This is a genomic window from Luteibacter sp. UNCMF366Tsu5.1 (assembly GCF_900119235.1).
GTDB lineage: Bacteria > Pseudomonadota > Gammaproteobacteria > Xanthomonadales > Rhodanobacteraceae > Luteibacter > Luteibacter flocculans.
Genome location: NZ_FPIS01000002.1, coordinates 95,593 through 116,330 on the forward strand (window position 1 = coordinate 95,593; position 20,738 = coordinate 116,330).

Consider the following 20,738-nt stretch of genomic DNA (forward strand, 5'->3'; position numbering starts at 1 on the left):
ACAGACGGCCAGTCTGCCTTCGCCGACGCCCCTGTGATCTGCGAACAGACAGGCTCGGTGGCGCTTGCGATAACTTGTTCAGAGCATCCCTTGCGCGACACCGCCTTCGTCGCCGACCCTGTAACACTTCCTCCAGGCATTACGACCCCCATGGATATCGTCTTTATCGAGGACCTGCGCATCGATGCGGTCATCGGCATCTACGACTGGGAGCGCCGCATCCGGCAAACCCTGTCGTTCGATCTTGAGATGGCGTTCGACAATCGACGCCCGGCCGCGAGCGACGACATCGCCCACACTCTCAACTACAAGTCGGTCGCGAAGCGCTTGCAGGCATATGTCGAAGCGTCCAGCTTCGGCCTCGTCGAAACCCTGGCCGAACGTTGCGCCGAGATCGTGCGCGAGGAATTCGGGGTGAGCTGGGTCCGCCTCAAGCTGTCGAAGCCCGGCGCGGTGCGCGGCGCGCGTGCGGTCGGTGTGCGGATCGAGCGAGGCACGCGGCCGACATGATCGAGCCGGCACGCATCGAAGGGCTGCTCAAGGACACCATCGCGTCGCCGGAGCTCCGGCAGTTCGTCCTCGTGGCGGGTCTGCTCGCCATCGCCTGGATCGTCGGACTGCTCGGCCGGTTGTTCCTGCATCGTGTGGTGCGCGTGGCGACGCGGCATACCGCCTGGCGCTGGGACGATGCGCTCTATGAGTACGGCACGTTCCGCTGGCTGGCGCGCATGCTTCCTGCCATCGTCGTGTACTACGGCATCGCGTTGTTGATGCCCGTCGCGGAAGACAGCATCGGAGCGCTCGTGCGCAACGTGGCCGTGTGCTGGATGATCGTCTGTGTGATCGCGGCGATGGCCCGTGCGCTGCTCGCCTTCGAATCGCTCTACAGCGCCACGCCTGCCGGCAAGCGTTCGATCAAGGGCGTGGTGCAGTTGCTGCAACTCGCGTTGTGGATCGTGGCGCTGGTGCTGGTCGTCACCAAGCTCACCCATCAGAGCATTGGCCTGCTGCTTTCGGGTATCGGCGCGATGTCCGCCGTGCTGCTACTGGTGTTCAAGGACACCATCCTCGGCTTCGTCGCGGGCATCCAGCTCAGTACCAATGACATGCTTCGCGTGGGAGACTGGATCACGATGGCCTCGGCGGGCGTCGACGGCGACGTGATCGACATCACCCTGCACACGGTCAAGGTGCGCAATTTCGATCGCACCATCGTCACCGTGCCCACGTGGAAACTCATCGGGGAGTCGTTCCAGAACTGGCGCGGCATGACCGAGTCCGGCGGTCGCCGGATCAAGCGCGAGCTCTTCGTGGACGCCGCCTGCGTGCGCTTCCTCGACGAGGAGGAACTGGAACGCTTCGGCAAGGTGCACCTGCTCAAGGCGTACCTGGAGCGCAAGCGCGAGGATATCCGTCGCTGGAACGAGGCCTTGGGTGAGCCGGGCAAGCTGCCGGTGAACCGGCGTCGGCAGACCAACATCGGCGCATTCCGCGCCTATGCCGAGGCATACCTGGCCGCACACCCGGACGTGCATGACAAGATGACCCGCATGGTGCGCATGCGCGACCCGGGGGCGCAGGGCATTCCGCTGGAGGTCTACTGCTTCACCAACACGGTCGTCTGGCTCGATTACGAGCGCATCCAGGCCGACATCTTCGATCACCTCATCGCGATCCTTCCCGAGTTCGGCCTGCGCCCGTTCCAGCAGCCTTCCGGTGGCGACGTACGCGAAGGCGTCGCGGCGTTGCACACCTCGCTGGCGACGGAGGGCTGACGTGGGCCGCGCCTATCTGAGCCTGGGTTCCAACCTCGACGCCGAGCACTGGCTCGGCCTGGCGGTGGCGGAGCTGCGCGCGCGCTTCGGTCCTCTGGACGTGTCGCCGGTCTATCGCAGTACCGCAGTCGGTTTCGACGGGCCCGATTTTCTCAACCTCGCCGTCGCGATGGAAAGCGACCTCGCGCCGGAAGCCCTCAACGACTGGCTGCATGCGCTGGAAGATCGCCATGGGCGTGTTCGCGGCGGCGATCGCTACGCGAGCCGCACGCTCGACGTCGACATCGTTCTATACGACGACCTGGTGTTGAGCGGCGCGGGTCATTTGCAAATACCGCGTGCCGAGCTGCGCCATGCCTTCGTGCTCAAGCCCCTCGCAGACATTGCTCCCGACCTTCGCCACCCGGTCGACGGCCGGACGATGGCGCAGCTCTGGGAGGCATTCCCCAAGGAAAGCGAACCCCTTGTGGTGGACGAGCACTGCACCCTGGCACTCGCGGGCCGCGCCTCATCGCCGGGGGCCTGACGACGCGGTGGCGGCAGTCACCGCAAGATGCTACAACGCCTCCCACATCGGACAAGGGGGTTCAAGGAAATGGGTAAGTTCGCACGTAGTTGGGCGCTGATGAAATCCAGCGCCAACATTCTTCGCCAGGACAAGGAGCTGATGCTCTTTCCGCTGCTGGCAGGTCTGGCCTCGCTGGTGGTGATCGCGACCTTCGCGTGGCCCGTCTTCGCACTGGCGTCGAGCCACCACGCGGAGTTTGAAGGCCAGCGCGAGCATGTCTCGCCGATCTTCATGCTGGTCAGCTTCCTGTTCTATTTCGTGCAGTACAGCGTGGTGATCTTCTTCAACGTCGCCCTCGCGTCGGCGGCGATGATCCGTCTCGATGGCGGAAATCCCACCCTTGGCGACGGCATTCGTGTCGCCATGAGCAAGCTGCCCAACATCATCGGCTATGCGCTGATCTCGGCCACCGTCGGCATGATTCTCCGTGCCCTGCAGGAGCGTTTCGGCCTGATCGGGCGGATCGTGGTGGGCTTTCTCGGCTTCGGCTGGACGGTTGCGACCTTCCTCGTCGTGCCGGTGCTCGCCGCGCAGGACGTGGGTCCGGTGGATGCGGTGAAGCGCAGCGCGTCGCTGCTCAAGGACACCTGGGGCGAGAACCTCATCGGCAACGCCGGCATCGGCGTGGCGGGTGGCATCCTCACCTTCTGCCTGATCTTCGTCAGTGGCGTTCTGTTCTTCGCGGCGGCGAGCACGCATTCGGTAGCCTTGATGGTGGCCGTCGGTGTCGTCGCCATCATCGCGCTGGTGGCGCTGAGCCTGTTCCAGACGGCCATGCACGGTGTGTATTCGGCGGCGCTGTACCGCTTTGCGCACGACGGCGATCCGGGCCAGGGCTTCGATCGCGCGCTGCTCGAATCGGCGTTCCGCCAGAAGAAGTAAGCACACGGGCCGCCTCAGGGCGGCCCGTTTCTTTCAGGGGATCAGATGGCGAGCGCTCGCCCGCCATCCACGCGCACGACCTGCCCGGTCGTGTAATGCGCATCCAGCAGCAACCAGCGCACCGCTTCTGCCACGTCTTCCGGTTCGCCCTTGCGACCGAGCGGCGTTTTCGCGATCAAGGCCTCCGCGGCCTCTTCGGGCTTGCCCGAGGTGGGCCACAGGATCGCGCCGGGAGCCACGGCATTTACCCGGACCTCGGGGGCCAGTTCTTTCGCGAGTGCCTGGGTCAGCATGGCCAGCGCGGCTTTCGCCATCGAATACACCGGATGGCCGGCGAGCGGCCGTTCCGCATAGATATCGACGATGTTGACGATGGCCCCCCTGGCGTCACGCAGCGCGGGCGCGGCAGCCTGGGCGAGGAAGAAGGGCGCGCGCGCGTTGGCGGCAAACAGGTCGTCCCATTGCGCGGGCGAGGTCTGGCCGACCGGCGTGGGATAGAAGGCCGACGCGTTGTTGACCAGGCCGTCGAGACGTCCGTACCGATCGAGCACGGTGTCGATGAGCTGCGCCGGTGTCGCATCGTCCGAAAGCGAACCGGAACAGGTCATGGCGCTGTCTGCGCGTGCTTCGTTGAGCGTGCGCGCCAGGGCCGTGGCCTCGTCCGCGGAGTCGCGGTAGTGGATGGCGACATCGCATCCGGCGGCATGCAGGCGGCGCACGATGGCAGCGCCAACGCGGCGCGCGCCTCCGGTGACCAGGACGACGGGGGGCTTGTTCATCGCAACTCCAATTCAGCGCCCACGGAGCTTGCCGCAACGGACGCTCGTCGTCACCTCGGTCGAGAACCCGCGCCATCGCGGTGCGACGTGGTCGGCCTTGCGCGGAATGGCTGTGCGCTTACGCGTCCACGTGCCGCGAGAGCGTTTCGTCGGTGACGACCAGATCGCCGTCCTCGACGTGCACCTCGCCACTGAAGAGGTCCATGGCGGTCTTGGCGACCTGATTCGTGTCGTAATAGGCGTAGGCGCCCACGCCGAGCGCGCCCACGACCGGCAGCCAGCGCGAGATGCCCTTGCCGACCGCGCGCTTGGACACGCTCATGCCGATGCGACCGGCCAGCTTCTGCAACACGCCGGTGGCCGCGGTGCGGAACACCAAGCGGTCGCCGACGCGAATGGCAACGTCGCGAAAGGCCTGCGCGGCCGTGTGACGGAACAGGCACCACAACATCTGCTCGCGGCCCAGCGTGGCCGTCTTGCCATAGGCCGCGGCAATGTCGCTGACGAGCTGCCCCTGGATGCGCCAGATGGCGACCAGCTCAGGCAGCACGGTCAGCCAGCCGAGCGGCCCCGGCGGCAAGGCGAGCGAACCCGCCGTGAGCGCCGCCTTGTTGGCGGCGGCCTTGGTCAGGCGGTGGCACGCTTCTTCCGCACTGCCCACGCTGGCGCGCGGTACGTCGCTTGCCGGGATCTGGCTCACGAAGTCGAGGATGGCCCGGGTGACGGGGCTCTCGTCGCGTCCGACGACGACCGGAACGATTTCCTTGGACGTCGAGGTCTGGGATGCGTCGCGCTTCGCCATCGTTTGCTCCGGGTGACTGGCCTGACATGGTGGCGGCGGCCACGTGAGTCGCCCATGAAGCGAAAGTCGGCAGAAAGGTTGCACCCGCATAGTCGCGTCGCCGAATTCCCCGTTGGCACGTCCGCATATAGTTACGTTATAACATTCTCTTAGAAGAAGGCCCTCATGCCCCGTCTCCGCCTCGCGTTCTGCATCGCCCTCGCCCTGTCCGCCCCCGTCATGGCCGACGACGCCCCGCCGCAAAAGGCCACGAACCTCGGTGAGGTGGACGTCACCGCGCGTCTCGACGAAGCGCGTAACAGCCTGTCGCCCGATACCGGCAGCAGTCAGTACGTCATGGACCGGCAGACGATCCAGGCGCTGCCGTTGGGCGATTCGACGCCGCTCAACCAGGTGGTCTTGCAGGCGCCGGGTGTGGTGCAGGATTCCTATGGCCAACTCCACGTGCGCGGCGATCACGCCAACCTCCAGTACCGCATCAACGGCGTGCTCATTCCGGAGAGCATCGGCGGGTTCGGCCAGACGCTCGACGCGCGGATGATTCAGAACGTGAAGCTGCTCACCGGCGCGCTGCCCGCGCAGTACGGCGAGCGCACGGCGGCGGTCGTCGACATCACCACGCGGAACGCTACCCAGGACGGCGTCGGCGGAAGCGTCGGCGTTACCGGCGGCCAGTTCGGCACGTTCAATCCGAATGCCACCCTGTTCGGGCGCAGCGGCAACTGGAGCGGTTTCTTCACCGCCAACTATCTCGAGAACGACGTGGGCATCGAGAACCCCACGTCCAGCCGCAAGCCGATCCACGACCACACCAACCAGGTGAAGGCGTTCGGTGATATCTCCTACCTCATCAACAACGACACGCGCCTCAGCTTCATGTTCGGCGCGACCAACAACCGGTTCGAGATTCCCAACAACCCGAACCAGACGCCGTCGTTCGGTTATCTCGACGTGACCAACTTCGACTCCGCCCAGCTCAACGAGCGCCAGCAGGAAAAGACCCGCTTCGGCGTGCTCAGCCTGCAGGGCAAGCTCGGCGAGACCGCGTATCAGGTATCGGCGGGGCAGCGCTACAGCAGCCTGGCGTTCACCCCGGATGACATCGGCGACCTCATGTTCAACGGCGTGGCTTCCGACGTGCAGCGCACGAACCGCGCGAGCACGCTGCAAGCCGACTTCTCGACGCCGCTGGGCGACAACCACACGCTTCGCTACGGCATCTATGGCGCCTTCGAACGCGCCAGCGCGAACAACAACGCTCTCGTGTTCCCCGCCGATGCCGATGGCAATCAGACCTCGACCACGCCGATCAACGTCGTCGATGCCAGCCGGATCATCGCGCGCACCTATGCCCTGTACCTGCAGGACGAGTGGAGCATTGGCGAGAAGTGGACGGTGAACTACGGCGTGCGCGCCGATCGCTATGACGCCTTCCGTCCCGAAAGCCAGCTCAGCCCGCGCGTCGGCCTGGTGTACCAGCCGACCGACAGCACCACGATCCACGCCGGCTTCTCCCGCTACTTCACGCCGCCGGCCACGGAAATGATCTCGCCGACGTCGATCGCGAAGTTCGCCGGCACGACCAATGCGTTGCCGGGTGCCGGTAACGACACCCCGCTGGCGGAACGGTCGAGCTACTACGACGTGGGCATCTCGCAGAAATTCGGCGATGCGTGGACCGTCGGCCTCGACAGCTACTCGCGTCACGTCTCGCGCATTCAGGACGAAGGTCAGTTCGGTGCCGCGCTGGTCTACTCGACGTTCAACTACGACCAGGGCAAGGTGAAGGGCGACGAGCTCACGGTGAACTACGACGGCGGCGCGTTGACCGCGTATTTCAACTTCGCCTACAACCGTTCCGTCGGCAAGCGCATCATCACGGGTCAGTACAACTTCAATCCCGACGACCTCGCGTACATCCAGGATCATTTCATCCACCTGGATCACGACCAGAAGTACACCTCGTCGGGCGGGATCAGCTACGCGTTTGCCGATTCCACGCGTATCGGCGCCGATTACCTGTTCGGCTCGGGCCTGCGTCGCGACGGCATCGTGCCGAACGGCGACACCATGCCCGCGTACTTCCAACTCAACCTGAGCGTGTCGCGCGACTTCCACCTGACCTCCGCGGGTGCCACCCACGCGCAATTGGCGCTGGTGAACGCCCTGGATCGCACCTACGAGCTTCGCGACGGATCGGGCATCGGCGTGGGTGCACCGCAGTTCGGTCCGCGGCGTGGCGTGTTCCTTTCGCTCCAGCAGGACTTCTGACGCGACGGAGGGCGGCTGCCTGGGGCGGCCGCCCGCTGGATGCGGGAACCCTGCGCCCCCCGGGGGACGGCCATCCGTTATCCTGCGCGTTCGCCCCCGAACGTGTACGGCATGAACGCACAGCTTCCCGAACCCGGCGCCGACGAGCGCACCCACTCCGATCACCTCGCCGCGCTGCTGCGTGAGGAAATCGCCTCGCACGGTCCGATGCCTTTCTCGCGCTTCATGGAGCGCTGCCTCTACACGCCCGGCCTCGGCTACTACAGCGCGGGCAAGGCGAAGTTCGGCGCCGAGGGCGATTTCATTACGGCGCCGGAACTGGGCACGTTGTTCGCCCGCTGCATCGTTCGCGCCAGCGAACCAGTACTGGCGTCACTTGGTGCCGAGGCGGATTTCCTCGAAATTGGCGGCGGGAGCGGCGCTTTTGCCGAGGCGGCGCTCATGGCGATGGACGCCGCGCAGCGCTTGCCGCGCCGGTTCATGATCCTGGAGCCCAGCGCGGATCTCCGCGAGCGGCAGCGCGAACGCCTGCACGCGGCGCTACCCCCCGAACTGTTCGAGCGTGTCGTCTGGCTGGACGGCCCTCCGGAAACCGACTGGGAAGGCGTGCTGTTCGCCAACGAAGTCATCGATGCTCTGCCGACGACACGCTTCACCACGCGCGATGGCGAAGTGTACGAGGAGCACGTGGTATTGGATGGCGATGGGCGCTTCGTCCGTGTCGATCGTCCGGCCGATGTGTTGGTCGGCGGCGCCGTGCGCCATGTGGAGCGTGATCTCGGACGCGAATTCGAGGCCGGCTACCGCAGCGAGATCCTTCCGCAATTGCCCTATTGGGTGCAGGCCGTAGCAGGAAGCCTGCGTCGCGGCACGATGATCTTCGCCGACTACGGTTACACGCGCGGCGAGTTCTATCTGCCCGAACGCAACGACGGCACGCTGCGCGCGTTCTACCGGCACCGCACGCACGCGGATGCCTTCTATCTTCCTGGCCTGCAGGATCTCACGGCATCGGTGGACTTCACGGCCTTGGCCGAGGCCGGCAACAGTGCCGGCTTTGGCGTCGCGGCGTACATGCCGCAGGCGCAGTTCCTGCTGGCCGCGGGCATGCAGGAATTCTTCGAGAACGACTATCTCGCGCTTACCGACGAGGCGGCACGCTATCGCCTGGCGCAGGAAGTGAAGAAGCTGACGCTCCCCGACCAGATGGGAGAGCGTTTTCAGGTGATGTTGTTTGCCCGTGGCATCGAGGCGACCGCGCTGCCGGCCGAGGTCATGGCGGCCGATCAGGGTTCGCGGCTGTAACAACGGCGGCGGTGCATTAGGCGCCGCCCAGCGGCAGACGCGCTACGGCGGGCTCTCCGGCACGGTGCGTGCGAGCGACGCAATGGCCTGCACCTGCGCCTTCTTCATAGCCTCGCCGATGGCAGGCCCTTGCAACCCCTGCGCAACGAACGGCTGCGACGTCACGGCGGCAGCGGCATCGCGACACGCACGCAGATAATCGGCCTGAGGATACGGCGCCGTCTCGCTGCCGAGCCGGCCGCGCTTGTCGGCCATGCACGCGAGTAGAAAGGTTTCCAGTCGCTCGGGGCGACGCAGCGCGCCGATTGCGTCGAGCAGACGCAGGACGGTGGCGGGCTTGAGTTCGAGCGCCATGTGCGCGTTGAGATGGTGCTTGCAGACCATCTCCGCCATGAACGCGTACTCGGTCGGCACCTTCAGTCGCGCGGAAAGCTCGCGCACCGGCGCGATGCCGCGTTGCTCATGCATGATGTGCCGCGGCAGGACATCGGCGGGGGTCAATGCCTTGCCCAGGTCGTGCGTGAGCGCACACCAGCCCACCAACGCATCGCCCGGCGCGAGCTTCGCCGCGGCATCCAGCACCAGTTCGAGGTGAATGCCCGTGTCGATCTCGGGATGAAACTCCGGGCGCTGCGGTACCCCGTAGAGCGCATCCACTTCGGGAAACAGCACGCGCAGCGCGCCGCATTCGCGCAGCACGCGAACGAAGATGGACGGCATCGGCTCGGACAGCGCTTTGCGCGTTTCCGCCCACACGCGCTCCGGCACGAGGTGATCCGCTTCGCCGTCCTGCACCATGTGCCGCATCAGGGCCATGGTTTCGTCGGCGACCGTAAAGCCGAGCGGCGCATAGCGCGCCGCGAAACGCGCGACGCGCAGCAGACGCACGGGGTCTTCGGCGAAAGCGGGGGAGACATGCCGCAGCGTTCGGGTTTCGATGTCGCGCACGCCGCCGAACGGATCGACGAGCGTCCCGTCGTCGCGCTCGGCGATGGCGTTGATGGTGAGGTCGCGACGTTCGAGATCCTGCTCCACGGTGACCGTGGGATCGGTATGGAAAGCGAAGCCGTGATACCCGCGTCCCGTCTTGCGTTCTGTGCGGGCGAGGGCGTACTCCTCCTTTGTCTCGCCGTGGAGGAATACGGGGAAGTCCTTGCCTACCGCCTTGTAACCGGCCTCTAGCATCGCCTCCGGCGTGGCGCCGACGACGACCCAGTCGCGGTCCACGACGGGCCGGCCCAGCAATTTGTCGCGGACGGCGCCGCCAACGAGGTAGATGTCCATGCGTCCTCAGGGCCGCCGACGTTCGCGCGCCGCATCGAGCCGGCGATGGCGCGCCGGTGCGGCGAGCAGGCGGGGCAGCCAGTCGGAAAAGCGCTGCGGCACGATGCCGAGTTGCGCGAGCCCGTCCTGTTGGCCGACCGAATCGATCAGCAGCGAGCGGAAGTTGTCCGGCGTGAAGGGCTTGCCGGGCACGAATTGCGCGAACGCTGCCTGGAGGCGACCGAGTGCGTCGGGCATCGGCAACACGAGTCGATGACGGCAACGCGCATCGCGGATGGCGCGCACGATCTCGATGAGCGACAACGTCTCGGGGCCGTAGAGCTGGTAGGTCTGTAGCATCGTGCGGCGGTCCACGACGGCGCGCGCGATGGCTTCCGCTACGTCGCCCACGTAGACCGGTGCCATCTTCGCGTGGGGGCGTGGCAGAGGCATGACGGGAGCCACGCGCAGCAGCGCGTCGAAGCGGCTGACCAGACCATCGCCGGGGCCGAAGATCGTACTGGCCTCGTAGATCGTCCAGTCCAACGTCGAGGCCTTCACCAGGGCTTCGGCTTCGCCGCGCGAACGCAGGTAGCCGGACTCGCCCTTGCCTGCGTTGAGCGAACTCATGAGATGCAGGCGGTCTACGCCGGTGTCCCTGCATGCCTCCACGACGGCCCTGACCAACCCCACGTGCACGCGTTCGAACGTGTTCTTGCCGCTTTCGTTGAGGATGCCTACGAGGTGGATGACGGTGTCGGCGCCGGCAATATGCCGCCGCAGGGTCGGCACGTCATGCACGTCCGCGTTGACGAGGGTGATGTTGCGGCCGACGGCGCGTTGCCGATGCGCTTCGCGGTTGCGTGAGAGCATGACGAGCTGATGGCCGTCCGCAGCCAGCCGCGGCACGAGCGCACTACCGAGGAATCCCGTGCCGCCGAGCACGACGATGCGTTGGGGTGTCATGGGTGGTTCTCCTCAGGCGAGGTCGCCAGCGTAGGCATCATGGCGACCCTCGCCAAGCCGTTCACCGCTGCGGTTCCTGCGGTGTCGGCGCCGACGATGCGGCGGCGGGTGGTGACTCCATGACAGCGGGAGCCGTCGGTGGCGTCGGCTTGGCCGCGGCCGGTGCTGGGCACGACACCGGCTTGCGAACAGCGCCCGGGCCGGGCAACGCGTAGGTGCTGCCGATGCGCGTCATCCGGGTGGCGATCGGTAAGGCATTGCCATTGAGACGCCAGTCGTAGATAACCGCGAAAGCCATCACGCGAGCGACGTATTCGCGGGTTTCCTTGTACGGAATGGTGGCGACGAACACGTCGGGATCGAGTGCCCCGCGTGCTTCCACCCATTGATCCACCTTGTTCGGGCCGGCGTTGTAGGCGGCGCTGGCAAGCCAGGGCGCGCCGTTGTAGCGCGCGGCCATCTGCGCGAGATAGCGCGTGCCGAGTTCGATGTTGGTCGTGGGTTCGTAAAGGCTGTCGCCGCCGGCCCAGGCGAGACCGTTGCGCTTCGCCACCAGCGCGGCTGTGCCCGGCAGGAGCTGCATGAGGCCGCGCGCGTCGGCGCCGGAGCGCGCATCGCTCATCCACGCGCTTTCCGCGCGGATGATGGCGTAGGCCCACGGCGCCTCGATGCCGGCCTGGTTCGCCTGCTCGACCACGCCATCCTGGCGAGCCAGCGGGAAGCGCTGTTCGTAGAGACGCAGCGCATCGCCGGAGGACAGGCCGAATACCGCGCGGTCGTACCAGCCGTTGCGGAAGGCGAGGTCGGCCGCGAGGCGCTGGGTGTCCGCATCGCGTCCGGCCAGTGCCGCAGTCCACTCGCGTCGCGCGAACTTCTGCAAGCCCACGGCATACAGCTCGAAGGCCCGGTTGAGGCCGGGGTCGGAGAGCAGCGCCGCCTCGCGCGTCTCGTCAGTCGCCATGCGGGCGGGGCAGATCGCGTAGGACGCATCGCTGCGATCGGCGGCGAGGAAACCGAAGTACGTCGCCTCCTGGGCGACCGAACGGTAGAGCGCCTTCGCATCGCCCTGGCGACCCAGCTTCTCCAGCACGAACGCCCGGAAATAACGCCACTCGCCGTCGTCCTTCTGCGACTCGCCCAGCGCATCGAGCGCGGCCAGCGCGGCGTTCCAGTCCTGTCGTGCCAGGGCCACGCGCACGCGCCATTCGCGCGTGGCATCGCTCTGCGCGCCGGGTGCCAGCGATGCCAGGCGGTCGAGCGCCGACTCGTCGAAATCCGTGGCGTGGAACAGCGCCAACGTGTTCTCGATCGCGTCTTTTTGCTGCTCGCTGAGCTTGAACCGTGGCGCGAGCGTGCTCCAGGCGCTATCGGCAAGGGTGGACTGCTTGCGCGCCATGCGTTGCAAAGCGAGCGTCACCGCCTGGCGATGGCGCGGCGTATCGGGCCACGTACCGGCGTCGCGCAGCGCGGACGCGGGATCGTTCAATGCCTGGCCGATGCGCTTCGCCGCTTCGGCGTCTTCGGGCGGAAGCCACGGTGCGAGCGAGGCGACCGTGCCGCCCTTGCCGGCATCGGCGGCGACCTGGATGCGTGACCACAGGCGATCCGTCGTGAGCAGGCCCTGATCGTGTGCCGCCGCGATCACGGGATCGCAGGCATTGGGCAGGCTCGCCTTTTTCCAGAGGTCGGCAAGATCGGTCTCGAAGACCAGTGGCTCGTTGCGCGAAAGCTTCGCCTGCAGTGCGAAACAGCTCAGCGCGTCACCGAGACCCGGCTGGTACATCGCGCTGAAGGTGGCCCAATCCTTGCGCCGCGCCAGTTCCCCGAGAAAATCCCGGCGCAGGTCGCCGGCGGGAATGAGTCCCGGGTAGCGCGCGAGATACGCGTCCACGTGGGCACGGTCGAGCGTGCGCAGATCGTGTTCGAGCGCCGCGGCCTCCAGGTACGGAAAGAGCACGTAGCTTTCGAGACCGACCGCCTGAGCGCGCCATGCGTCGCCGCCCTGCTGCGCGACCGCGTAGGCCTGGCGGAAGCGGGCGCGCTGGGTCTCCGTCGTATCCGCCGATGCGGACGCGGCCGCGAGGAGGCCGCAGGCGGCGAGGGCGAGGCTGCCCATGACACGGAGTGAGCGGGCGGCGCGTCGCGATGCCGGTGGAGCGATCATCGGGATTCCTTCACGGGTACGTCCGGCTGGATTGTAAGGGAACGACGCGCGCAGACTGGATGAACACCCTGAACGGCGGGAATCGCCCTGATGCGCGCGGCCCGCTAAGCTTGCACCGCTTACACCCGTTTTCGACCTGGAACGTCATGTCTCTTTTTCGCTACGCGCGGTTCGCCCGGCCGCTCGCATGGATTGTCCTCATGGCTGCGGCCGTGTTCGGCGCGGCCTACTGGTGGCTTCTTGGCCGTCCGGTGACGCTCCCGGATTCCCCAACGGCGAAGATCGCCTGCGTGTCCTATGCGCCTTACCGTTTGAAAGGCGAGACGCCGTTCGATCCTAAGGCGTTCATTTCGCCGCAGCGTATTGAGGAAGACCTCAAGGCGTTGTCCACGCGCTTCGATTGCGTGCGCACCTACTCGATGGGTCAGGGCCTGGGCGCGGTGCCTGACATCGCGGGGCGTTATGGCATGAAGGTGTTGATGGGCATCTGGCTGGGCCGTGATCCGGTGGCCAATGAGCGCGAGATCGCACTCGGCATCGCTGCAGCGAAACGCGATCACAATAGCTTGCGCGGCATCGTGGTCGGCAACGAGGTGCTGTTGCGCAACGAGTTGTCCGAGAAGGCGCTGGCCAGCTACATCGCGCGCGTGAACGAGGCCACCGATGTCCCCGTGACCTACGCGGATGTCTGGGAGTTCTGGAAGGAGCACCCCGCACTGGCGAACGTTACCGACTACATCACTATCCACATCCTGCCGTACTGGGAAGACGAGCCGGTCGCACCGGAGAAGGCGGTGCGCCACGTGGCGGACGTCTATCAGCGGATGAAGGCGGAATTTCCGGGTAAGCAGGTGATGATCGGTGAGACCGGTTGGCCCAGCCAGGGACGCACGCGGCGCGATGCGAGCGCCAGTCTCGTCAACGAGGCGCGCTACCTGCGCGAGTTCCTCAACTACGCCGCCACGGTGGACATGCCGTACAACGTGATCGAGGCGTTCGATCAGCCATGGAAGCGCGATCTCGAAGGCACCGTAGGCGGCTTCTGGGGCATCTTCGATGCGAAAGGTGAGCCGAAGTTCGCCATGACCGGACCGGTCGTCGAAGAATCGCGCTGGTCTTGGGGGCTCGCCGCAGGCGGTATCGTGGCCGTGCTGTTCGTCCTCGCGGGGGCCTTCCGCCGGCGCTGGCACGGCGTGCCGGGGTGGGCGGCGCTTGCGTTGTCGGGCTTCGCGACGGGTACTGCGCTCGCTGCGCATGCGCGCCTGTTGTGGTTCGCTTGCCGCAACCCGCTTGAATGGACCGTCGGTATCGCGGCCGGTGTGGCCGGTGCGTTCACGGCGCTCTGGCTGGCGCGCGCCATCGCCGCGCGTCTCGCGGCGCCGGTGAATCCCGCCGAGGTCGCGCCACGCCCCGCCGAGCGGCGCATGTGGGGTATGGTGTGGACCGATGCCTTCACACCGCAGCGCTTCGTCTGGATGTTCGTCCTGACGCTCTACGGGATTCTGATGGCCTTCAACGGGCGTTACCGCGATTTCCCCATCGGCCTGTTCGCCATGCCGTGCATCGGGTTCCTCACGCTCGCACTGTTGCGCACGCGGGAAGACGCGCTGATGCCGCTGGTGGAGGAACGCTTTCTGGCGATCTGGCTCGTGCTGCTGGGCATCGCGGTGGTCGTGCAGGAGCTTGGCGCCAACGTGGTCGCCTGGGGCTGGCTGCTGTTGAACCTCGCGCTGGCGTTCCCCGTGCTGGCGGCGTGGGCCCGTGCCGCAAGGCGTCCAAGGGACGCAAGGCCAGCGTGATGTGAAGGCACCGCCAGCGAGGTATCGCTCGCGGTGCCGATGACTGCTGCGCTAAGCGCGGACCGGCTGATCCAGCGCGGGCCTTGCGCGGTCGTATTGAATGCGCACCAGCCGCAGCGTGCCGATCAGCAGCGCGAGCGCACCGCCTTCGTAGCAGTACAACTGCAAGGCGATGGCGCCGAGCGAGACGGCGAGCACCGCGGCAAACGTATGCCGCCAGCACACGGCGAGCAGCGCCGCGAGCACCGCGGCGTAGCCGTAGCCATAGCTCAGGAACCCGCGCACGACAGCCTCGCGCAGGTCACACCACCACGGTCCCGTGGCGGCTTCGCACGCATGCGCCATGTGCGGCGGCTCGACGAACTCGTAACGCACGAGCGTGGCGGCGAGGGCAACGACGACGATGACGGCCCAGGGAAGGGTGGTACGCAGGGAGGATTTCATGCTGGCCTAGTCCTTGGTGGCTGTGCCGGCCGCGTGTGCCAGGGGAAGCGGCAGGCGGATCTCGGCGGCGAGCGGCAGATGATCCGAGAAAGCGCGTGGCAATGTCCACGTGCGTTCGAGGGCGATGTCTGCCGACGTGAGAATGTGATCGAGCGCGCGCCGCGGCTTCCAACTGGGAAACGTGGGCGTCGCCACGGTGGGCGGCTGCAGCGCCGTGCGCTCGAATAGATGGCGCATTTCCGGGCTGGTCGGCTCGGTGTTGAGGTCGCCCATGAGCACGGCATGCGGATACGGCGCCAGCAGCTCGGCGATGAAGGCGAGCTGCCCGAGACGCGCGGCGGCGCCGAGCGAGAGGTGGGCGATCACCACCACCAGTGCCTCGGGACCGTGACCGAAGCGGACGAACAGTGCGCCGCGGCCCTTGATTCGTCCGGGCAGCGGATAGTCGATGACTTCGCTCGGTTCGATCCGGCTCAGCAGCCCATTGGCGGAATGCGCCACGCGTGCCATCGGCCGGTTCGGCTGGTGGCTCCAGAACGGCATGCCCGCCGCCTCGGCGATGTACCGGGTCTGATTGAGGAAGCCGGAACGCAGGCTGCCGGCGTCGGCTTCCTGCAGACCTACCACGTCGAAGTCGTGGAGCAGTTCCGCCAGTGCATCGAGGTTGGCGAGCTTGGATCGACCCGGCAACACGGCGTTGACGCTGCGGGTCACGTAGTCGCTGTAGCGCTGCACGCTCGCGCCGGCAAGGATGTTGCAGCTCAACAGCCGCAAGGTGCCCTGCGGAGCGAGCGATGGATTCGGCGTGGCGCGGGTCATGGATGCTGCGTCGGTCTCGACTGGCCGGGGAGGCCAGAGGATGCCCCCCGCCGCGTGAACGGAGGGCATCGGTGGGGGCGGATTACTTGCCGCCCTTCAGTTCCCGGTCCACCAGGTATTTCGCGACCCCGTTGAGTTCGTCGAAATCCTTGATGCTGGCGCTGCGGTACTTACCATCGACGACGATGGTGGGCGTACCGTCGACGCCCCAGCCCTGGATCAGCTTGGTGTCGCGGTCGATCTGCTGCTTGGTCGCATCGCTGTTGGCCGCGGCCAGGAAAGCGTTCTTGTCGACGCCATAGCCCTTGGCGTACCAGTCGGCCAGCTCGTCGATGGTGCGCAGCGGGTAGTGGTCTTCGTGAATCGCCTTGAACAGCGCGGCATGGGACTTGTCGAGGACGTTGAGCTTCTTGGCGGCGTAGTACGCCTGCGCGTACGGCAGCCACGCATCGTTGAAGGCAGCCGGCAGGAGGCGGAACGCCACGCCCTTGGGCAGCTCTTTCTGCAACTGCTCGGCCTTCGGCTCGTAGTGCGCGCAATGGATGCAGCCGTACGAGAACACCTCGACCACCTCCACCTTGCCGTCCTTGGGATCGAGGCGCTGCGGCGTGCTGGTGGCGACGTACTGCTGGCCGTCGGTGTATGGCGCGGCGGCGGTATCGGCGGGCCGCGCGCTGCAGGCGGCGGTCAGCGCAAGGCCGACGAAGAGAAGCGAAAGACGCTTGAACATGGAAATCTCCGGAAGGGGTCGAATCGCGATCACTTGCCCGCGGCTTCCTTGCTGACGAGCCATTGGGTCAGCTCGACCGATTGCGGATAGCCGCCAGCAGAAATCGGGGTGAGGCGGTACTTGCCGTTGACGACGATCGTGGGCGTGCTATCGACCTCGTACGCACGGATCAGTTCATCGGCCCGCTTCATCTTCGTGTTGATGGTGAAGGAGTTGGCCGTGGCAACGAATTCTTCGGGCTTCACGCCGAACTTCGCATAGAACTTCGCGACGTCCTCGATCGTCGGCCAGGCCGACTGCGGCTTCGGCTTGCCGGTCTTCTGGTCCATCATGCCGAGTTCGCCGCTCTTGAACACCGCATCGAACATCGCGTCGTGGCTCTGCTTGTCCACGCCGAAGGCCTGTGCGGTGACGTAGGCGCGCTGCAGCAGCGGCCAGTTTTCGTCGGGGCGGAACGAGGCGGGCGTATAGGTCATCACCGCGCCCTTCGGCAGGCTCTTCGCCAGCTCATCCACCACGCCGTGGTACTGAAAGCACGCCGGGCAGCCGTACGAGAACACCTCGGTCACTTCGATCTTGCCGGGCGTGCTGGTCGGCTGCGCCGGATCGATGCGGAAGTAGTTCTTTCCTTCCACCCACTTGCCATCGTCGACGAAGGGCTTCGGCGCCGGGCGATTGGCGTCCTCGGCGTCCGCGCTTGCGGCGGCAGGGGCGGGCGAGGCGGCGCTACCGGCAGCAGCGGGTGCCGCGGTGGAGGCGGCAGCCGGCGCGCTTGCCGTGGTGGACGGTTGGGCGGGAGCCGTCGCTGCGGGCGCCGGCGCGGCGGTGGAAGCGGCGGGCGGGGTGCCGGCGGAGCCGTCGGTGTTGCCCGAACTGCAGGCGGCGAGGCCGATCAAGGCGGCGCAGAGGAGGGGAAGGCGCATACGCATGGGGGGTCCTTTTCTTACCTTCTTAAAAAGGAACGGGCCCGAAGGCCCGTTCGATCTCGCAACTTTAACGCCATCAGGGCGTCGCGGGCGCGGCAGACGTCGGATCGTTGGTATGCAGACCCTCGATGTAGCTGGCGACAGCGGCGATGTCCTTATCGTCGAGCTTCTGCGCAATGCTCGACATGATCTTGCCGTGCGGGGTGTCGGTCGTCGCGCTGCCGTCGTGCCATGCCTTCAGGCGCGCCTCGATGTACTTGGCATGCTGGCTGGTGAGCTGCGGGTAGTGCGCACCCGGATTGCCGCGGCCGTCCGGGCCATGGCAGGCCATGCAGGCGGGGATGCCGCGATCCACGTCGCCCTGGCGGTACAGCGTCTGACCCTGGGCGACCAGCGCCTGGTCCGCCACGCCCGGCAACGAGGCCTTGCTGGCGAAGTACGCGCCGATGTCGTGCATGTCCTGCTCGGACAGCGGCTGTGCGAAGCCCATCATGATCGGGTTCATGCGCTTGCCCGACTTGAAGGCTTCGAGCTGTGCGGCGATGTACTGCTCGCTCTGGCCGGCGAGGCGCGGGTATTGCGGATCGCTGGAATTGCCGTCGATGCCGTGGCAGGCGCCGCATGCGGCAGCCTTGCCCTGGCCGGCCGTCGCGTCGCCCGGCTTCACCGGACCGCTGGCGACCGTGGGCGTCTCGGCCTTCGGCATGCCTGCCGTGGCGGGATCGGTCGTGGGATTGCCGCCGGGCTTGGCCTCGGCGCTTGCCGGGGCCGGCGTGGACGCCGGCTTGGCGGGAACGGCGGTCTGGGCCGCGGCTGCATGCATGACGAGCAACGCGGTAATGGCAGCGGCGGCGTGCCGAAACTTCATAAGTCTCTCCAAAGGGGAACCTTCCGGACCGGGGCGCGTTCCCTGCCGCGCCTCATCCAAAAGATTATGGGGGGCGCGGGAGAGCCCGGTCAAACCGCGTCAACGCGCGGCGGGGTGCCCGATCGCATACACTGCCGGGCCTCCGTTTCTTCGTGCCCTGCGGGCCATCCTTCCATGTCTTCCAATCCCCTGAACGGCGCCCGCTTCGTCCTCGCCGCGCATGAAATCACCCAGCTGCCCTTCGACCAGGGCGCCGAGGTCGCTTTCGCCGGCCGCTCCAACGCGGGCAAGTCGAGCGCGCTGAACGCCCTCACCGGGCACAACGGTCTGGCGCGCACGTCGAAGACGCCGGGGCGGACGCAGTTGATGGTCGTGTTCGACCTGCCACCGTTGAAGACGGAGGGCGCGGCGCCCGTCGATGCACGCCTGGTCGACCTGCCGGGTTATGGCTACGCCAAGGTGCCCGAAGCGATGCGCCAGCATTGGCGAGCCGAGATCGACGCCTATCTGAAGATGCGCCGAAGCCTGCGGGGCATCGTGCTCATCGTCGACATCCGCCACGAGCTGAAGGACTTCGATCGGACGATGCTTTCTTTCTGCGCGGCGACCGATCTCCCCTGCCACGTGCTGATGACCAAGGCCGACAAGGTCTCGCGCGGTCAGGCGAGCAAGGCGCTGGACGTGCTGCGCAAGGACTTCCGCCAGAACGGCGTGCAGGGCACGGCCCAGGTGTTCTCCTCCACCGCGAAAACCGGTATCGAGGAAGCGCGTGCGCGGATCATGGAGCTGCTGGCGACGCCAAGGCCCCACGAACTGTAAGGCCGCCATCTGTGGGAGCCGCCATGGCGGCGAGGGAATCCGCCTCGCGGCTACACCGCCTCGTTGGCTTCTCGCCGCTATAGCGGCTCCCACAGTCGGTAGCGACTAGCCGGTGGGAGCCAGCCTGCTGGCGATGGGAGCTTGCCTCGCTGCTACACCGCTTCGTTGGCTTTTCGCCAGCAGGCTGGCTCCCACCGGCACCTTTTGGCTCATCGCTACCAGGGTGGCTCCTACCTTTGCTTCGTAGGTATCGCGCCGCTACATGGCGCGCTCCCACAGTCGGTAGCGATGGTTTCCGCGAGTTCTACCGGGTCAGCCCAGCGTGTCCATGAAGACCCTGCACAACGCTTCCATGCCCTTGCGGTCTTCGTCGTCGAAGCGTGCCACCGAGGGGCTGTCCACGTCCCACACGCCGAACAAGCTGCCGTCCGCCTTCACCAGCGGCACCACGATCTCCGAGTTGGAGGCTGCATCGCAGGCGATGTGCCCATCGAAGTCGTGCACGTCGCGGATGACCTGGGTCTGGCGCGTCTGCGCCGCTGTGCCGCACACGCCGCGACCGAGCGCGATGCGAATGCAGGCGGGCTTGCCCTGGAATGGCCCCACGACCAGCTCGGTGCCGTCGAACAGGTAGAAGCCGGCCCAGTTGAGATCGGGTACGGCGTCGTAGACGAGTGCGGCGAAATTGGCCGCATTGGCGATGACGCTGGTCTCGCCGTGCATGAGGCCCTCGGCCTGCTCGACCAGCTCGGCGTACAGCGTGGCCTTGTCGTCGGTGGCGATCGCCTTGGCTTCGAACATGGCAGGTTCCGGATGCAATTTAAGGGACAGAAGCCGTGTATGGTGCCACGTCCGTTCCTCCGCAAGGCCACCGCACGATGTCTCGACACTTCTTCGTCGCCGGTACCGATACCGGCGTGGGCAAGACGCACGGCACCCAGGCGCTGATCCATGCCTTTCGCCGCGCAGGCGATCGGGTGGCCGGCATGAAGCCGGTCGCCAGCGGCTCGGCGCGCACGCGCGACGGCCTGCGCAATCAGGACGCCCTGGACCTGCAGGCCGCAAGTACACCGCCGCCACCCTATGAACGCGTCAACCCGATTGCTCTGGAAGATGCGGTGGCGCCGCATCTCGCCGCACGCCTGACCGGCACGCCCATCGCGTGGGAACCGCTCGATGCCGCCTTCGAGACGCTGACCCGCGATTACGAGCGCGTCGTGGTCGAGGGTGTGGGCGGTTGGCTGGTGCCCCTGGCCGAAGGCATGTCCGCCGAAGACATACCGAGGCGCTGGAACCTGCCCGTGGTCCTGGTGGTGGGTGTGCGCCTGGGTTGCATCAGCCACGCGCGCCTGACGGCGCGGGCAATCGAGGCCGATGGATGCCGTCTTGTCGGATGGATTGGCAACCTCATCGAGCCGACCATGCCGTTGCTGGAGGAGAATGTGGCGACGTTGCGCGAGTATCTGCCGGCGCCTTGCCTTGGCGTGCTGCCGCATCGCGTGGCACCGGCGGACGCGGCCGTTCTGATCGATCTCTCTTCACTTGGCTGACGGTGCCT

20 protein-coding genes are annotated in these 20,738 nt (G+C 66.6%); 9 read left to right on the forward strand and 11 right to left on the reverse strand.

Annotation, left to right across the window (positions count from 1 at the left end; genetic code table 11):
• Positions 1 to 150: 150 nt before the first annotated feature.
• From folB to BT115_RS09655, 4 genes are all read left to right on the forward strand, one after another.
• On the forward strand, positions 151 to 510 hold the full coding sequence (gene folB, locus BT115_RS09640) for a dihydroneopterin aldolase (protein ID WP_072322411.1): 360 nt from the start codon (positions 151 to 153) through the stop codon (positions 508 to 510).
• On the forward strand, positions 507 to 1,775 hold the full coding sequence (locus BT115_RS09645) for a mechanosensitive ion channel family protein (RefSeq protein ID WP_083527401.1): 1,269 nt from the start codon (positions 507 to 509) through the stop codon (positions 1,773 to 1,775). The genes folB and BT115_RS09645 overlap by 4 nt, the downstream gene beginning before the upstream one ends.
• Before the next feature lies 1 nt (position 1,776).
• On the forward strand, positions 1,777 to 2,301 hold the full coding sequence (gene folK / locus BT115_RS09650; RefSeq protein WP_072322412.1) for a 2-amino-4-hydroxy-6-hydroxymethyldihydropteridine diphosphokinase: 525 nt from the start codon (positions 1,777 to 1,779) through the stop codon (positions 2,299 to 2,301).
• A 69-nt stretch (positions 2,302 to 2,370) separates the two neighbouring features.
• The gene (locus tag BT115_RS09655; RefSeq protein WP_072322413.1) at positions 2,371 to 3,225 is read left to right on the forward strand and encodes a DUF6159 family protein; all 855 of its coding nucleotides are present in this window, start codon (positions 2,371 to 2,373) and stop codon (positions 3,223 to 3,225) included.
• A 41-nt stretch (positions 3,226 to 3,266) separates the two neighbouring features.
• Here the strand turns inward: BT115_RS09655 and BT115_RS09660 are convergent, their stop codons facing one another.
• Positions 3,267 to 4,004: a pteridine reductase gene (locus tag BT115_RS09660; protein WP_072322414.1), complete on the reverse strand. Its 738-nt coding sequence runs from the start codon at positions 4,002 to 4,004 to the stop codon at positions 3,267 to 3,269.
• 118 nt (positions 4,005 to 4,122) lie between these two features.
• Entirely contained in the window at positions 4,123 to 4,806 is a 684-nt protein-coding gene (locus BT115_RS09665) for a hypothetical protein (RefSeq protein WP_072322415.1), read from the reverse strand.
• Between the two features lie 165 nt (positions 4,807 to 4,971).
• Here BT115_RS09665 and BT115_RS09670 point away from each other — a divergent pair, with 165 nt between their 5' ends.
• Together BT115_RS09670 and BT115_RS09675 are read left to right on the forward strand one after the other, a co-directional pair.
• Positions 4,972 to 7,077: a TonB-dependent receptor gene (locus BT115_RS09670; protein WP_072322416.1), complete on the forward strand. Its 2,106-nt coding sequence runs from the start codon at positions 4,972 to 4,974 to the stop codon at positions 7,075 to 7,077.
• A 111-nt stretch (positions 7,078 to 7,188) separates the two neighbouring features.
• A complete protein-coding gene (locus BT115_RS09675) occupies positions 7,189 to 8,382 on the forward strand; it encodes a class I SAM-dependent methyltransferase (protein ID WP_072322417.1) in 1,194 nt (397 codons plus the stop codon).
• Between the two features lie 42 nt (positions 8,383 to 8,424).
• Here the strand turns inward: BT115_RS09675 and BT115_RS09680 are convergent, their stop codons facing one another.
• The 3 genes from BT115_RS09680 to BT115_RS09690 all read right to left on the reverse strand — a co-directional run bounded on the left by BT115_RS09680 (position 8,425) and on the right by BT115_RS09690 (position 12,775).
• Entirely contained in the window at positions 8,425 to 9,666 is a 1,242-nt protein-coding gene (locus BT115_RS09680) for a multifunctional CCA addition/repair protein (protein ID WP_072322418.1), read from the reverse strand.
• Between the two features lie 6 nt (positions 9,667 to 9,672).
• On the reverse strand, positions 9,673 to 10,611 hold the full coding sequence (locus BT115_RS09685; protein ID WP_072322419.1) for a complex I NDUFA9 subunit family protein: 939 nt from the start codon (positions 10,609 to 10,611) through the stop codon (positions 9,673 to 9,675).
• Between the two features lie 61 nt (positions 10,612 to 10,672).
• Positions 10,673 to 12,775 carry a transglycosylase SLT domain-containing protein gene (locus BT115_RS09690; RefSeq protein ID WP_072322420.1) on the reverse strand — a complete coding sequence of 701 codons (2,103 nt, stop codon included), beginning with the start codon at positions 12,773 to 12,775 and terminating at the stop codon, positions 10,673 to 10,675.
• Between the two features lie 146 nt (positions 12,776 to 12,921).
• Here BT115_RS09690 and BT115_RS09695 point away from each other — a divergent pair, with 146 nt between their 5' ends.
• On the forward strand, positions 12,922 to 14,574 hold the full coding sequence (locus tag BT115_RS09695) for a glycoside hydrolase family 17 protein (protein ID WP_072322421.1): 1,653 nt from the start codon (positions 12,922 to 12,924) through the stop codon (positions 14,572 to 14,574).
• 51 nt (positions 14,575 to 14,625) lie between these two features.
• Here BT115_RS09695 and BT115_RS09700 read toward each other — a convergent pair whose 3' ends face one another.
• The 5 genes from BT115_RS09700 to BT115_RS09720 form a co-directional block, all read right to left on the reverse strand.
• Complete coding sequence (locus BT115_RS09700) at positions 14,626 to 15,018, reverse strand: hypothetical protein (RefSeq protein WP_072322422.1); 393 nt, start codon at positions 15,016 to 15,018, stop codon at positions 14,626 to 14,628.
• Between the two features lie 6 nt (positions 15,019 to 15,024).
• Positions 15,025 to 15,837 carry an endonuclease/exonuclease/phosphatase family protein gene (locus tag BT115_RS09705; protein ID WP_072322423.1) on the reverse strand — a complete coding sequence of 271 codons (813 nt, stop codon included), beginning with the start codon at positions 15,835 to 15,837 and terminating at the stop codon, positions 15,025 to 15,027.
• An 82-nt stretch (positions 15,838 to 15,919) separates the two neighbouring features.
• Complete coding sequence (locus tag BT115_RS09710; RefSeq protein WP_072323144.1) at positions 15,920 to 16,567, reverse strand: thiol:disulfide interchange protein DsbA/DsbL; 648 nt, start codon at positions 16,565 to 16,567, stop codon at positions 15,920 to 15,922.
• Positions 16,568 to 16,596: 29 nt separating this feature from the next.
• Complete coding sequence (locus BT115_RS09715; RefSeq protein WP_072322424.1) at positions 16,597 to 17,496, reverse strand: thiol:disulfide interchange protein DsbA/DsbL; 900 nt, start codon at positions 17,494 to 17,496, stop codon at positions 16,597 to 16,599.
• 73 nt (positions 17,497 to 17,569) lie between these two features.
• A complete protein-coding gene (locus BT115_RS09720) occupies positions 17,570 to 18,361 on the reverse strand; it encodes a c-type cytochrome (RefSeq protein ID WP_072322425.1) in 792 nt (263 codons plus the stop codon).
• Between the two features lie 174 nt (positions 18,362 to 18,535).
• On the opposite strand from BT115_RS09720, the gene yihA reads away from it, so the two are divergent.
• Positions 18,536 to 19,180: a ribosome biogenesis GTP-binding protein YihA/YsxC gene (gene yihA, locus BT115_RS09725; RefSeq protein WP_072322426.1), complete on the forward strand. Its 645-nt coding sequence runs from the start codon at positions 18,536 to 18,538 to the stop codon at positions 19,178 to 19,180.
• 312 nt (positions 19,181 to 19,492) lie between these two features.
• On the opposite strand, the gene BT115_RS09730 is transcribed toward yihA, so the two are convergent.
• On the reverse strand, positions 19,493 to 19,981 hold the full coding sequence (locus BT115_RS09730; RefSeq protein WP_072322427.1) for a GAF domain-containing protein: 489 nt from the start codon (positions 19,979 to 19,981) through the stop codon (positions 19,493 to 19,495).
• A 77-nt stretch (positions 19,982 to 20,058) separates the two neighbouring features.
• Between BT115_RS09730 and bioD the strand changes: the two genes are divergently transcribed.
• Positions 20,059 to 20,730, forward strand: a complete 672-nt coding sequence (bioD, locus tag BT115_RS09735; RefSeq protein ID WP_072323145.1) for a dethiobiotin synthase — start codon at positions 20,059 to 20,061, stop codon at positions 20,728 to 20,730.
• Positions 20,731 to 20,738: the final 8 nt, after the last annotated feature.

Coding starts and splice junctions, on each gene's coding strand:
- BT115_RS09730 (WP_072322427.1), bottom strand. CDS start 19,981: ATGTTCGAAGCCAAGGCGATCGCCACCGACGACAAGGCCACGCTGTAC.
- yihA (WP_072322426.1), top strand. CDS start 18,536: ATGTCTTCCAATCCCCTGAACGGCGCCCGCTTCGTCCTCGCCGCGCAT.
- BT115_RS09700 (WP_072322422.1), bottom strand. CDS start 15,018: ATGAAATCCTCCCTGCGTACCACCCTTCCCTGGGCCGTCATCGTCGTC.
- folB (WP_072322411.1), top strand. CDS start 151: ATGGATATCGTCTTTATCGAGGACCTGCGCATCGATGCGGTCATCGGC.
- BT115_RS09720 (WP_072322425.1), bottom strand. CDS start 18,361: ATGAAGTTTCGGCACGCCGCCGCTGCCATTACCGCGTTGCTCGTCATG.
- BT115_RS09690 (WP_072322420.1), bottom strand. CDS start 12,775: ATGATCGCTCCACCGGCATCGCGACGCGCCGCCCGCTCACTCCGTGTC.
- BT115_RS09645 (WP_083527401.1), top strand. CDS start 507: ATGATCGAGCCGGCACGCATCGAAGGGCTGCTCAAGGACACCATCGCG.
- BT115_RS09660 (WP_072322414.1), bottom strand. CDS start 4,004: ATGAACAAGCCCCCCGTCGTCCTGGTCACCGGAGGCGCGCGCCGCGTT.
- bioD (WP_072323145.1), top strand. CDS start 20,059: ATGTCTCGACACTTCTTCGTCGCCGGTACCGATACCGGCGTGGGCAAG.
- BT115_RS09695 (WP_072322421.1), top strand. CDS start 12,922: ATGTCTCTTTTTCGCTACGCGCGGTTCGCCCGGCCGCTCGCATGGATT.
- BT115_RS09705 (WP_072322423.1), bottom strand. CDS start 15,837: ATGACCCGCGCCACGCCGAATCCATCGCTCGCTCCGCAGGGCACCTTG.
- BT115_RS09665 (WP_072322415.1), bottom strand. CDS start 4,806: ATGGCGAAGCGCGACGCATCCCAGACCTCGACGTCCAAGGAAATCGTT.
- BT115_RS09670 (WP_072322416.1), top strand. CDS start 4,972: ATGCCCCGTCTCCGCCTCGCGTTCTGCATCGCCCTCGCCCTGTCCGCC.
- BT115_RS09715 (WP_072322424.1), bottom strand. CDS start 17,496: ATGCGTATGCGCCTTCCCCTCCTCTGCGCCGCCTTGATCGGCCTCGCC.
- BT115_RS09710 (WP_072323144.1), bottom strand. CDS start 16,567: ATGTTCAAGCGTCTTTCGCTTCTCTTCGTCGGCCTTGCGCTGACCGCC.
- BT115_RS09655 (WP_072322413.1), top strand. CDS start 2,371: ATGGGTAAGTTCGCACGTAGTTGGGCGCTGATGAAATCCAGCGCCAAC.
- BT115_RS09680 (WP_072322418.1), bottom strand. CDS start 9,666: ATGGACATCTACCTCGTTGGCGGCGCCGTCCGCGACAAATTGCTGGGC.
- BT115_RS09675 (WP_072322417.1), top strand. CDS start 7,189: ATGAACGCACAGCTTCCCGAACCCGGCGCCGACGAGCGCACCCACTCC.
- BT115_RS09685 (WP_072322419.1), bottom strand. CDS start 10,611: ATGACACCCCAACGCATCGTCGTGCTCGGCGGCACGGGATTCCTCGGT.